The organism is Pseudomonas sp. FW305-E2 (assembly GCF_058782925.1).
Genome location: NZ_JBYSYE010000014.1, coordinates 7842 through 19921, shown reverse-complemented (window position 1 = coordinate 19921; position 12080 = coordinate 7842). Strand labels below are relative to the sequence as shown.

The 12080-nt window shown below is 62.2% G+C and carries 8 protein-coding genes; 2 read left to right on the top strand and 6 right to left on the bottom strand.

Annotated elements, in window-relative coordinates:
- Positions 1-99: 99 nt before the first annotated feature.
- The 4 genes from AC3WLP_RS13165 to rfbC are packed head-to-tail and all read right to left on the bottom strand — an operon-like array spanning position 100 to position 4360.
- A complete protein-coding gene (locus AC3WLP_RS13165) occupies positions 100-555 on the bottom strand; it encodes a thioesterase domain-containing protein (protein WP_003255791.1) in 456 nt (151 codons plus the stop codon).
- Positions 555-1961 carry a sigma-54-dependent transcriptional regulator gene (locus AC3WLP_RS13160; RefSeq protein ID WP_088513477.1) on the bottom strand — a complete coding sequence of 469 codons (1407 nt, stop codon included), beginning with the start codon at positions 1959-1961 and terminating at the stop codon, positions 555-557. Before AC3WLP_RS13160 ends, AC3WLP_RS13165 begins: the two co-directional genes overlap by 1 nt.
- Positions 1958-3772: a sensor histidine kinase gene (locus AC3WLP_RS13155; protein ID WP_004575931.1), complete on the bottom strand. Its 1815-nt coding sequence runs from the start codon at positions 3770-3772 to the stop codon at positions 1958-1960. The genes AC3WLP_RS13160 and AC3WLP_RS13155 overlap by 4 nt, the downstream gene beginning before the upstream one ends.
- A gap of 42 nt (positions 3773-3814) precedes the next feature.
- Positions 3815-4360 (bottom strand): dTDP-4-dehydrorhamnose 3,5-epimerase, encoded by a 546-nt coding sequence (rfbC, locus tag AC3WLP_RS13150; RefSeq protein ID WP_011953219.1) that lies wholly within the window; start codon positions 4358-4360, stop codon positions 3815-3817.
- Between the two features lie 278 nt (positions 4361-4638).
- Here rfbC and aguA point away from each other — a divergent pair, with 278 nt between their 5' ends.
- Entirely contained in the window at positions 4639-5745 is a 1107-nt protein-coding gene (gene aguA / locus AC3WLP_RS13145; protein WP_011953220.1) for an agmatine deiminase, read from the top strand.
- Between the two features lie 458 nt (positions 5746-6203).
- Here the strand turns inward: aguA and AC3WLP_RS13140 are convergent, their stop codons facing one another.
- Positions 6204-8273 carry a TonB-dependent receptor gene (locus AC3WLP_RS13140; protein WP_014755042.1) on the bottom strand — a complete coding sequence of 690 codons (2070 nt, stop codon included), beginning with the start codon at positions 8271-8273 and terminating at the stop codon, positions 6204-6206.
- 474 nt (positions 8274-8747) lie between these two features.
- Here AC3WLP_RS13140 and AC3WLP_RS13135 point away from each other — a divergent pair, with 474 nt between their 5' ends.
- Positions 8748-10067, top strand: coding sequence for an OprD family porin (locus AC3WLP_RS13135; protein WP_003255784.1), 1320 nt, complete (start codon positions 8748-8750; stop codon positions 10065-10067).
- Positions 10068-10217: 150 nt separating this feature from the next.
- Here the strand turns inward: AC3WLP_RS13135 and AC3WLP_RS13130 are convergent, their stop codons facing one another.
- Positions 10218-11888: an FMN-binding glutamate synthase family protein gene (locus AC3WLP_RS13130; protein WP_014755044.1), complete on the bottom strand. Its 1671-nt coding sequence runs from the start codon at positions 11886-11888 to the stop codon at positions 10218-10220.
- Positions 11889-12080: the final 192 nt, after the last annotated feature.

Below are 12080 nucleotides of genomic sequence, written 5' to 3'. Positions count from 1 at the left end.
GGGGCCCCGGCAATTCTGGCGGCGAAGCTGAAATCCTGGGGCCGCTTTGCGGCCTCATCGCGACGCAAGGCCGCTCCCACAAAGGCCGCGTTAGTCGTACTAGCGGTGCAGAACGTATTGGCCGCTGAACCTCACCGCCGGCTCGTCACTGCCGTCATTGCTCACCGTGGTCTCCAACGTCAACCGTGCCCGCCCACGGCGCTGGTACAGGGTCAGGAACCGCTCCCAGGTTTTATCGTCCGGCGCCGCACAACGCGCCACTGCCGTGCCGGTCACTGGCAACGGGTAGCTGATCTGCCCTTCCTGGATGACGATATGCCCGTCATCGATCCCCAGTTCACGCAGGCGCAGGTGCAGCCAGCCCCAACCCACCAGCACTGCTGCGCAGTACAGGCTGCCGCCGAACATGGTGCTTTTGTGATTGACGTTGGCCGCCAGCGGCAGCTGCAGGCGCAGGGTGTGCTGCTGCCAATCGATCACTTCCAGGCCCATCTCGCGGGTCAGGGGGATGTCGCTGTGCAGTACGGACTGCAGGTACTGGCTATTGGTGCTCATTAACGGTTGTCCTCTTGATCGTCATGCCCGCCGCTGCCGCCGTCGAAGTTCAAGCCATGCTTGCGCAGCTTGTCGTGCAAGGTTTTGCGGGGGATACCCAGTGCTTCGGCCAGGCTTCGCATGGAGCCGTGTGGCTGGGCCAGTTCGGCGGCGATCAGCGAACGTTCGAATTGCTCGACCTGCTCGCTGAGGTTGCCGCTGAGCGTGGGCGCTGCCGGTGCTGCTGCCGAGGGCGCCTGGCCATCCAGTGCCAGTTCCAGGCCAAGGGCGAAACGCTCGGCGGCGTTCTGTAGCTCGCGGACGTTACCTGGCCAGTCATGACGCAGCAGCAGGGCGCGTTGCGCGGGTTGCAGCGCATGCGGCGACAGGCCATGACGTTGGCTGGCAGCATCGGCGAAATGCTGGAACAACACCAATATATCGTCGCCGCGTTCACGCAGTGGCGGAATACGCAGCGGCGCCACGTTCAGGCGGTAATACAAGTCCGCGCGGAAACGCCCTTGGTCGGCAGCCTGACGCAGGTCTTCCTTGGTGGCGGCTATGATGCGGATGTCCAGCGGGATCAACTGGTTGCCGCCCAGGCGTTCGACCACCCGCTCCTGCAGCATGCGCAGCAACTTCACCTGTACATCCAGGCTCATGCTCTCGATTTCGTCGAGGAACAGTGTGCCGCCGTTGGCAAACTCGAACTTGCCAATACGGCGCTTCTGCGCGCCGGTGAACGCACCGGGCTCGTGGCCGAACAGTTCGCTTTCGACCACCGACTCGGCCAGCGCGCCGGCGTTGATCGCCACGAACGGCCCTTCGCTGCGGCTGGAAAGGTCATGTAATGCGCGAGCCACCACCTCTTTGCCGGCGCCGGTTTCGCCTAGAATCAACACGTCGGCGCGGGTGCCGGCCAAGGCGCCGATCTGCTCGCGCAGGCGCAGCATGGCCGGTGAATGGCCGACCAGGCGGGTTGCCAGTTGCTGGCGGTCGCTTAGTGCCAGGCGCAGGCTACGGTTGTCCAGCACCAGTCGGCGCAAGGCCAGGGCGCGGCGTACGCTGTCGAGCAGGGCGTCTGTGGCAAAGGGTTTTTCCAGGAAGTCATAAGCCCCGGCACGCATCGCCTGCACCGCCAGCGGCACATCGCCATGGCCGGTTATCAGCAGCACCGGCAGTTCGCTGTCGCGGCCGTGCAGTTGTTCCAGCAACTGCAGGCCATCGATGCCCGGCATGCGGATGTCGCTGACCACCACGCCTGGCCAGTCGGCCTCGATACGGTCGGCCAGGCCTTGGGCTTCGGGCAGGGCGACTACCTTGAGCCCGGCCAGGTCCAGGGTCTGGCTCAAGGCTTGGCGCAGGTGGGGGTCATCGTCGACCAGGATGACCTGGGCTCGGCTGTCGATCAGTGTCTCGGTGGTCATGCCGAGGGGTCCTCCGAATTGGGCAAAGTAGCGCCAGATGCGGCCACACGCAGCTGGAGGGTCAGCATTGCACCACCTTCCGGGTGGTTGGCCAGCAGCAGTTCACCGCCCAGGGCGCGCATCAGGCTTTCACAGATGGCCAGCCCCAGGCCCAAGCCCTGGGTACGGGTCTTGGTGGTGAAGAACGGCTCCTTGGCGTGCTCCAGGGCCTGGCGGCTGAAGCCGGGGCCGTTGTCACGGATGTACAGGTAGACGCAGTCATCACGCTGCTCGGCACTTAGCCACAGGCGGCGCGGGTTGGCTTTTTCGGTCAGGGCGTCGAGGGCATTGGCCAGCAGGTTGCCTAGCACCTGGCGCAGGCGGGTTTCGCCTGCCTGTACCCACAAGGTGGCTTCCGGCAGGTCGCGGATCAGCTCTACGGCCATCGCCCGGCGGCGCTTGGCAAGCAGCGCCAGGGCATCGTCCAGGGCCGGCTGCAGGGCAACGCTCTCCGGGGCATGGCGGTCACGACGGGCGAAGGCACGCAGGTGGGCAATGATCGAGGCCATGCGCCCGGTCAGCTCGCCGATCAGCTTGAGGTTGCCGCGGGCGTCTTCGGTACGTTGGTGGTCGAGCAGGATCTCGGCGTTTTCTGCGTAGCTGCGGATGGCGGCCAGGGGCTGGTTCAACTCATGGCTGATACTGGCCGACATGGTGCCGAGCACCGACAGCTTGCCGGCCTGCACCAGTTCGTCCTGTGCGCGCACTGCCTCCTGCTGAGCGTTTTCGCGCTCCAGCACGGCATTTTTCAGGCGGGTATTCAGGCCTTCAAGGTCGGCGGTGCGTTCGGCCACGCGCTTTTCCAGTTCCTGGCGGCCCCGTGCTTCGAAGTCGATGCGGTCGATGTAATGGCGCCGCCGTTGCATCACCAAGCCTGCCAGCAACATCAGTACCAGCAGCGTACCGGCACCGATGGCCATTACCGTCTGCACCGAGCGATCAACCAGCGTGCGCGGGGCAAGGATGCTGACTTGCCAGCCAGTTTCCTTGATGTCGCGGGTCTGGGTGATCCAGGCCTGCGGGTTGAGAACCAGCGGCTGTGGGGCCTGGGTCGGATAGGGCTGGATGGCGATGATGGCCTGGCGCTCGGCGTCGGTTAGCGTGCGGGTAGCACGAAAGCGCCAGTCGGGCCGCGACGTCAGGATGACCACGCCATTGTGATCGGTCAGCAACAGCTGCTCGGGCGTACGGCCCCACAGGGTTTCGGTGTGGTCGAGATCGACTTTGACCACCAGCACGCCGACGATCCGCTCGCGGTCCCGCACGGCCGCGGCAAAGAAGTAGCCGCGCTTGGCCGAGGTGGTGCCCTGGCCGAAGAAGCGGCCCAGGTGGCCAGCCATGGCTTCGTTGAAGTAGGGGCGGAAGGCGAAGTTTCGGCCGACGAAGCTGTCGTGCTTGTCCCAGTTCGAGGCGGCCAAGGTGTTGCCGCTGACATCCATCAGGTACATCACCTCGGCACCGGTCTGCTGCACGATGTCCTTGAGCAGGCGGTTGGCGTTGGTCACCGCTTCCAGGCGGAAAGGGTCGGCCAGCACGCCACGCAGCGCCGGCAAGTCGCCGAGAATTTGCGGCAAGGTCTCGTAGCGGTGCAGGGTGCCGAGCAGGTTGGCCACATACAGGTCGAGGGTCTGGCGGTTCTGCGAGGCCAGTTCCTCCTGGTAATAGCGTTCGGCCAAGTGATGCAGGGGCCACAGTAATGGGGCCAAGATCAGCGCCAGCAGGGCCAGGCTGCGCCAGCGGGGACGGCGTGGGGGCGTGGGCTTTGCAATCATCAGGTAAATGCGCCAGAAAAGTCTGACGCAATTATGCGCTAGTTAAGGCAGCAGTTCCGCCTCTGCCAATGGCAGGCCCACCTTGTCCTTGTCCGACAACAGCGGAGGCTGCTGCAGCCCCCAGTCGATGGCCAGTTGCGGGTCGTCCCAGCGGATGCAGCGGTCGGCGCCCGGGTTGTAGTAGTCGGTGGTCTTGTAGAGGAACTCGGCCGATTCACTCATCACCGCAAACCCGTGGGCGAAGCCAGGCGGAACCCACAGCTGGCGATGGTTGTCGGCCGACAGGTGCACCGCGACCCATTTGCCGAATGTTGGCGAGCTTTTGCGCACGTCCACGGCGATATCGCGGATCTCCCCGTGCACCACGCGCACCAGCTTGCCCTGGGTGTTTGCCACCTGGTAGTGCAGCCCACGGAGCACGCCCTTGATGGAGCGCGAGTGGTTGTCCTGGACGAACTCCATGTTCACGCCGGTTTGCTGTGAGAACTCACGGGCGTTGAATGCCTCGAAGAAAAAACCACGGCTGTCAGCGAACACCTTTGGCTCGATGATCAGTACTTCAGGGATTGCTGTAGGGATGATGTTCATAGCGGCTCGCTGGTCCTTCGTTCAAGTATTGACACTAGTCGGCCTTGCCGAAAATTTCCGCGCGTAGCTGTAACAGGATGCATAAGGTGGGGCTATGGTGGACGGCAGGCCGTTCCTTTCAACAGACCAGCTCTGATATGTGTCGATTGTTATCGATTTAAATTCGCCGAGTGGCGCGACATTCTTCGATTTTCAGGCTTCAATTATCGATATATATCGGTTATAAATTGACAAACGCCCCAGGCACACCCGGCTCAGGGCCATCACAGAGGTCACCCATGAAAACCCTCAACTCCACGCCCCGTGCCGATGGTTTCCACATGCCCGCCGAGTGGGCCCCGCAGACTCAGGTGTGGATGGTCTGGCCGGAGCGCCCGGACAACTGGCGCCTGGGCGGCAAGCCGGCGCAGGCTGCCCACGTAACCCTGGCCAAAGCCATTGCCCGTTTCGAACCTGTGACCGTCGCGGCCTCCGCCGGCCAGTACGAAAACGCCCGGCGCCAACTCGACCAGCCGAACATTCGTGTGGTTGAAATCAGCAACGACGATGCCTGGGTGCGTGATACCGGCCCGACCTTTGTCATCAACGGCCATGGCGAAGTGCGCGGTGTCGATTGGGGCTTCAATGCCTGGGGCGGCTTCGACGGCGGCCTGTACGCACCCTGGAACCGCGACGAGGAACTGGCCGCCAAGGTGCTGGAAATGGAGCGCTGCCAGCGCTACCAGACCGAAGGTTTTGTGCTTGAAGGTGGTTCGATCCACGTAGACGGTGAAGGCACCGTGATCACCACTGAGGAATGCCTGCTCAACCGCAACCGCAACCCGCACCTGAGCCGCGAGCAGATCGAAGCGGTGCTGCGCGATCACTTGGCGGTCGACACCGTGGTATGGCTGCCTGATGGCTTGTACAACGACGAAACCGACGGCCACGTCGACAACTTCTGCTGTTACGTGCGCCCGGGCGAAGTGTTACTGGCCTGGACCGATGATTCCAACGACCCCAACTATGCGCGCTGCCACGCGGCCATGGATGTGCTGAAGAACACCCGCGACGCCAAGGGCCGCGAGTTCATCGTGCACAAGATGCCGATCCCGGGCCCGCTGTACGCCACCGCCGAAGAGTGCGCCGGTGTCGACCAGGTCGCCGGCAGCCAGGAGCGTGACCCGTCGGTGCGCCTGGCGGGTTCGTACGTGAACTTCCTGATTGTTAACGGTGGCATCATTGCCCCAAGCTTCGACGACCCGGCAGATGCCGAAGCCAGAGCGATCCTGGCAAGGATCTTCCCCGACCATGAGGTGGTGATGATCCCGGGCCGCGAACTGCTCTTGGGGGGCGGCAACATCCACTGCCTGACCCAACAGCAGCCGGCGCCGGTCAAGCGCTGAGCGCGTGATGAATAAAGAAGCCCGTCATGTGACGGGCCTCTTTTTTGCGCGGGCGACGCCCGGAGGCCCGAGCTGGCATACGTTTTGTATTGTTTTTCAAGCAGATAGCGAGATGGCACGGCCAGGCCGCGCCTCTGATCTGTAACAATACCTACGTAAATTAGCCGCTCACGGGCCAGGGAGTACGTGTGGACATGAACGCAGCAAGTGAGTCGGCTTTGCGCCCATCGGCAGTTGATCGCCAATCGCTCAGGCTTTTGGCGAAGCGGTTGAAACACCATGGAAGCATCAGGGTCAGGACGACCGACCCACGACGTCTGCTTGCCGGGCGATACCCCCAAGGGTTGATCAGCGAAGCAGAGATGCAGGCGCTGATGGCAGTGTGGCACTGATTGATTGCACCTGTACCTGCCCCTTCGCGGGCATGCTCGCGAAGAGGCAGGTACAGGCAACTAAGATCAGAAACTGTAGCTACCCGTCACCACAAGGCTACGCGGATCGCCCACCTGGATCTGCGCCGCACTGGTTGCCGAGCTGTAGTAGGTCTTGTCAGCAATGTTGCTCAATGCCGCCCGCACATCCCAGTCATGGGTCCGATACCCCGCCAGTGCATCCCAACGGCCATACCCCGGTAATACCGTGGTGTTCTGGTTGTCCGCATAACGCTCGCCCACCAGTGTGAGCCCGGTTTCGGCGTACCAGCCCAGCTCAGGTTTCCAGGTCACGAACAGGCTGCCATTGCGCTTGGCCACGTCATTGATGCGGTTGCCTTCCTGGCCGTTATTGTCCTTGACGATGGTCGCATCCTGCAGGCCAATGCCGCCGCGTACATACCAGTTGCCGACGATGTTGCCGGTGGCTGTCAGTTCGATGCCGCGCGAACGCTGCATGCCGCTGAGCAAGATGATGTTCGGGTCGTTCGGGTCGCGGGTGCGGCGGTTGTAAAGTTCCAGCTCGTAGATGGCCAGGGTGGTGGTCAGGCGCTGGTCGAGCCAGTCACTTTTCACCCCGATTTCCTTCTGCCGGGTCTGCTCCGGACGGGTGTCGTTGGTATTGCCCGGCGCCCCCGGGGTGATGCCGATCAAGCCTCCGCCCACCGGCGAGAAAGTCTTGCTCCACGAGGCGTAGAACGAATGGTCGCGCCATGGCGTGTAGACCATGCCCAGGCGTGGGCTGGTGCTGTTGCTGTCCTGCGGTTCGCGCAAGCCATCCTTGTTGGTGGTTTCCACTTCGAACTGGTCAAAGCGCACGCCGGCGAGAACCTGCCACTGATCGTTCAGGCGAATCTGGTCTTGCAGATAAACCCCGCGGCTGTCGACCACGGTGTGGTTGTTGCTCGATACCGCCAACGTACCATTGTGCGGCTGGCTGGGTTTGCCCAGGCCTGGCAGGTTCTGGCTGCCGGCGCTGTATAGCAGCGGATCGCGCCGCTGGTTGCCGAACTCCAGGCCTAGCAGCAGCTTGTGTTCAAGGCCCAAAGTGTCGAAGTCGCTCTCGGCCTCCAGGTTGTTGAACAGGTTGCGGGTGTTCAGGTCCTGCTGCCAGCGTTGGCGAGTCAAGGTATTGGTGCCGGCGTTGTAGCCCGTGACATAGGTGTTGTCGAACTCGCTGTCGAGTTTGAACAGGCCCAGGGTGTGGCGCAGCTGCCAGGTTTCGTTCAACTGGTAGTTCAGGCGCGAGCGCAGCGATTGGGCGCGGTCGTCAATGTAGTCGCGATGGTCGCCGTAGGTGGCGCTGCGGCTGACGTCTGCCGGGCGGCCGTTGACACTCGGGATGCCGCGGTCTGGTGTGCGGTTGTAGCGGCTGTATTCATACTGCACCAGCCAGTTCAGGTCGGGGGTGATCTGCCAGCTGATCGACGGGGCGAACAGTTGGCGGCTGCCGTCGATACCCTCGCGAAAGCTGTTGTTGTCCTGGTTGCCCATGTTCAGGCGCAGGCTGACCGTGTCGCTGGGGTCGGCGCTGAGGTCGGCATACAGGCTGCGCAGGTCTTCGCTGCCGGCCTGCGCTTCGATGGTCGAGCGGCGACCCGGCTCTGGTGCCTTGCTGACCCTGTTGACGATGCCGCCCTGGCTGCCACGGCCATACAGTACCGCTGCAGGCCCCTTCAGCACTTCGACCCGCTCGATGTTGTGCAGGTCGCGGATGTACTGGCTGTCGTCGCGGATACCGTCCAGATAAAAGTCGTTGCTGGCCTCGAAGCCGCGGATGCGTACGCTGTCAAAACGGGTGTCGGCGCCGCTGCTGACGTTGGGGATACCCTCCAGCGCCTTGCCCAGCGTGTTGCTGCCGTAATCCAGCACATTGGCGGTTTTCACCGTATCGATGGCCTGCGGCACATAACGCACGGGCGTCGAGGTGCGGGTTGCGGTGCTCACCTCCTTGACCCGCGGGTTGTCCTTCTCGCGCTCGCTGTCGGCGGTAACCGACGACTCCGGCAGTGTGGTGGTGGCGGCGCTGGCCAGGCTGGCGCTGAACAGCAGCGACAGGCCAAGCGTCAGGGGTGAAAGACGGCAGGGTACAAGCATGGGCACATCCGGAACGGGCAGTTGAAAATAAAGTGCGGATGGTAATGCTTGTTATTTGCTCTTGCTCGGCTATTTGTAAAGGGTTGTCTTTACATATGTGTCAGTTTGTAACTACCTCTACGGCCACGCTTTGCCTGCTTTCAGGAAATTGTCCGCTCGATCAAAAGGCAATTTCCTACACAAGATAAATTGCCCGCTGATAGCGCAAACCTGCATGGAAATGCACCAGACAGGCCGGTAATTTTGGTTATATCAACCTGCATTTCACGACTTTTTGACATTTGTAATCGCACACGGCTAGGATTCGGCCAACGCCAGCTGGCCATGGTATTGGCCAAGCTGCTGCCAAGGGCCGCCGTGAACTTACCGGTCGGCCCGCCCGGCTGGATCCGCATAGCGTCGAACCTACGAAGGGGCGTTGGTTCCTGGCGTCATATTGCAGAGCGTTTTTGATTAAGAAATAAGGAAAACAACATGTTGAAAACCAGGATCAGCCTGGTCGCCCTGGCGATGATCGCCGCGACCCAGGCTCAGGCCAATGACCAGGCTGACAGCAAGGGCTTCATCGAAGACAGTCACGCCAACGTCCTTCTGCGCAACGCCTACATCAACCGTGACAAGAAGCATGGCACCGACGACCAGATCGAATGGGGCCAGGCGTTCATCGCCAACTTCTCCTCCGGTTTCACCCAAGGCACCGTTGGCGTCGGTGTTGACGCATTCGGCCTGTACGCCGTGCGCCTGGATGGCGGCAAAGGCCACAACGGTGGTGGTGGCGTCGACTTCTTCAAACCGCACGAAACCACCAATGCCGAAGGCAACGCCAGCTCGCCGCACAACCTGGCGCGTGGTGGTGCTGCTGTGAAATTCCGCATTTCCAACACCGTGCTGAAGTACGGTGACCAGATGCCAGCACTGCCAGTGCTGCAGTACGACGATGCACGTCTGCTGCCAGAAAGCTTCACCGGCACCCTGATCACCTCCAAAGAGATCCAGGGCCTGGAACTGAACGCCGGCCGCTTCACCCAGGAAGCGCGCAAGAGCGCCGAGCGCCGTGATGGTGGTGGCCTGAAGTCGATCAACGTCTTAGGTGGCAGCTACAAGTTCACCGACAACTTCACCGCTTCGCTGTACACCGCCGACAACGAAGATGTGATGAAGAAGCACTACCTGGGCTTGAACTACGTCTTCCCGATCGCCAGCGACCAGTCCCTGACCCTGGACTTCAACGGCTACAAGTCGGACATCAACAACAAGTACGTAAAAGCCGCAGGCCTGAACGGCGACTCCAACACCATCTGGAGCCTTGCAGCCACCTACGCGTACGGTGCGCACTCGTTCACCCTCGCTCACCAGCGCAGCACCGGCAGCACTGGCTACAACTACGGCTTCTACCAGAACGCCGGCGGCGTGGGTGACGGTGGTTCCACCATCTACCTGGCCAACTCGTACTGGTCCGACTTCAACGCCGAAGACGAGCGCTCCTGGCAGCTTGGCTACGGCCTGGACTTCGGTGCCTATGGCATTCCGGGCCTGACCTACAAGCTGGCCTACGTGGTGGGTGACAACATCAATACCCGTAACGTCGCCAACCCGCAAGGCTTCGGCGAAGGTAAAGAGCGCGAGATCTTCAACCAGATCCGTTACGTGGTGCAGGACGGCCCGGCCAAGGACCTGTCGATCAAGCTGCGTAGCTCGTTCTTGCGTACCAACAACGCCGTGCAGCAGAACGGTTACAACGACGACGGCAACGAAGTCCGCGTATTCGTCGAGTACCCGATCAGCATCTTCTGATCTGCAGTTGCTTGCATGAGTGCTGGGGCCGCGCTGCGGCCCTTCGCGGGCTTGCCCGCTCCCACAGGTACAGCGTTGCCTTCGCTGGCGCTGCAATTGTGGGAGCGGGCACGCCCGCGAAGGGCTGCAGTGCAGCCCCAGTCATGTTTGTCATGCAGGTTCAGTCTCTTCGTGGCGTAGTCTTGATGCCACAGTTCGTGTTGCAGTGTCCCCCGTCTCCGGCGCAAAACTGTCGCTACGCGCCATCCGCCACATCCGCGCATAAAACTCGCTTTCGATCGAGCCACTGAGTAATTCGCCCGGCTTGAGGAATGTGTGCAAGTCCGAAAACAACCCGATTTCACTGGGGCTGATGCGCCGTGCCAGGTGCTTGGGCTTGAGCTCCGAAGGGTGCTCCAGGCCTGCGGCAGCCAACATCTCGGCCAGCGCGTGCAGTGTGTTGCGGTGGAAGCTGGCCACCCGCTCGGCCTTGTCTGGCACCACCAGGGCGCGCTGGCGCAGAGGGTCTTGGGTCGCCACACCGGTCGGGCACTTGTTGGTGTGGCAGCTCTGCGACTGAATACAGCCAATGGCAAACATGAAGCCGCGTGCCGAGTTGACCCAGTCAGCGCCGATGGCCAATACGCTGGCAATGTCGAAGGCGCTGACGATCTTGCCCGCCGCACCAATGCGGATGCTGGAGCGCAGGTTCAGGCCGACCAACGTGTTGTGCACGAACATCAGGCCTTCGCGCATTGGCACGCCCATGTTGTCGCTGAACTCGCGAGGTGCCGCGCCGGTGCCGCCTTCCTTGCCATCGACAACGATGAAGTCAGGGGTGATGCCGGTGGCGAGCATGGCCTTGGCAATGCCCATGAATTCCCAAGGGTGGCCCAGGCAGAACTTGAAGCCAACGGGCTTGCCGCCCGAAAGCTCGCGCAGGCCGGCTACGAACTGCAGCAGTTCGACCGGTGTGCGGAAGGCGCTGTGCGCCGCCGGCGAGATGCAGTCCTCGCCTACACGTACGCCACGGGTCTCGGCAATTTCGGGGCTGACCTTGTGCCCCGGTAAAATGCCGCCGTGGCCAGGCTTGGCGCCCTGGCTGAGCTTGATCTCGATCATCTTCACCTGTGCCGAGCGGGCCTGTTCGGCGAAGCGCTGTGGGTCGAAACGACCGTCCTCGGTGCGGCAGCCGAAGTAGCCGCTGCCAATTTCCCAGATCAGGTCGCCGCCGTGTTCACGGTGGTACGGGCTGATACTGCCTTCGCCGGTGTCATGGGCAAACCGGCCCATGCGCGCGCCGCGGTTGAGCGCAGCGATGGCGTTGGCGCTGAGGGCGCCGAAACTCATCGCCGAGATGTTGAAGATCGAGGCCGAGTAGGGCACTCGGCATTGCGGCCCGCCGATGGCAATGCGGAACGACGCAGGGTCTGGCGTGGCCACCGGTAGCATGGAATGGCTGATGAATTCGAAACCAGGTTTGTAGGCGTCGTTGAGCGTGCCGAACGCTTTCTCGGCGCTTTCGTTCTTGGCACGGGCGTAGACCAGCGAGCGTTGCGAGCGGGAGAACGGCAGCTTGTCGTCGTCACCTTCGATCAGGTACTGGCGGATTTCCGGGCGGATGGTTTCGATCAGGTAACGGATATTGCCCAGGATCGGGTAGTTGCGTCGCACCGCATGGTGGCTTTGGCGCAGGTCATTCAGGCCGACCAGGCTGAGCAGCGCGGTGATCAGCGTTACCGGCCACAGCCAGGCATGTTGGGCCAGCAGGGGCAGGCTGGCGAAAGTGAAGACAAGGCAGAGTACGAGGCAGGCGTAGCGGCTGGGAAGAGAGTGTTTCATGGGTCCATCGCAGGCAGGATGACCGGGCATAGGATAGGCAAACGCAGGGGACGGAAAACCTGGGTAATCGGTAAAAGACTGTTACCTGATTGCGAATTCCCAGGCCTGCGCAGCCCTATGTTGTGGGGCCTTGTGTCGCGATGGGCTGCGCAGCAGCCCCAGATATTGGTGTCACGGCACTAATCGTCGGGG

What these genes read in the sequence shown, in the direction of transcription:
- AC3WLP_RS13135 (WP_003255784.1), top strand. Translation starts at nt 8,748, where the DNA reads ATGTTGAAAACCAGGATCAGCCTGGTCGCCCTGGCGATGATCGCCGCG.
- aguA (WP_011953220.1), top strand. Translation starts at nt 4,639, where the DNA reads ATGAAAACCCTCAACTCCACGCCCCGTGCCGATGGTTTCCACATGCCC.
- AC3WLP_RS13130 (WP_014755044.1), bottom strand. Translation starts at nt 11,888, where the DNA reads ATGAAACACTCTCTTCCCAGCCGCTACGCCTGCCTCGTACTCTGCCTT.
- rfbC (WP_011953219.1), bottom strand. Translation starts at nt 4,360, where the DNA reads ATGAACATCATCCCTACAGCAATCCCTGAAGTACTGATCATCGAGCCA.
- AC3WLP_RS13160 (WP_088513477.1), bottom strand. Translation starts at nt 1,961, where the DNA reads ATGACCACCGAGACACTGATCGACAGCCGAGCCCAGGTCATCCTGGTC.
- AC3WLP_RS13140 (WP_014755042.1), bottom strand. Translation starts at nt 8,273, where the DNA reads ATGCTTGTACCCTGCCGTCTTTCACCCCTGACGCTTGGCCTGTCGCTG.
- AC3WLP_RS13165 (WP_003255791.1), bottom strand. Translation starts at nt 555, where the DNA reads ATGAGCACCAATAGCCAGTACCTGCAGTCCGTACTGCACAGCGACATC.
- AC3WLP_RS13155 (WP_004575931.1), bottom strand. Translation starts at nt 3,772, where the DNA reads ATGATTGCAAAGCCCACGCCCCCACGCCGTCCCCGCTGGCGCAGCCTG.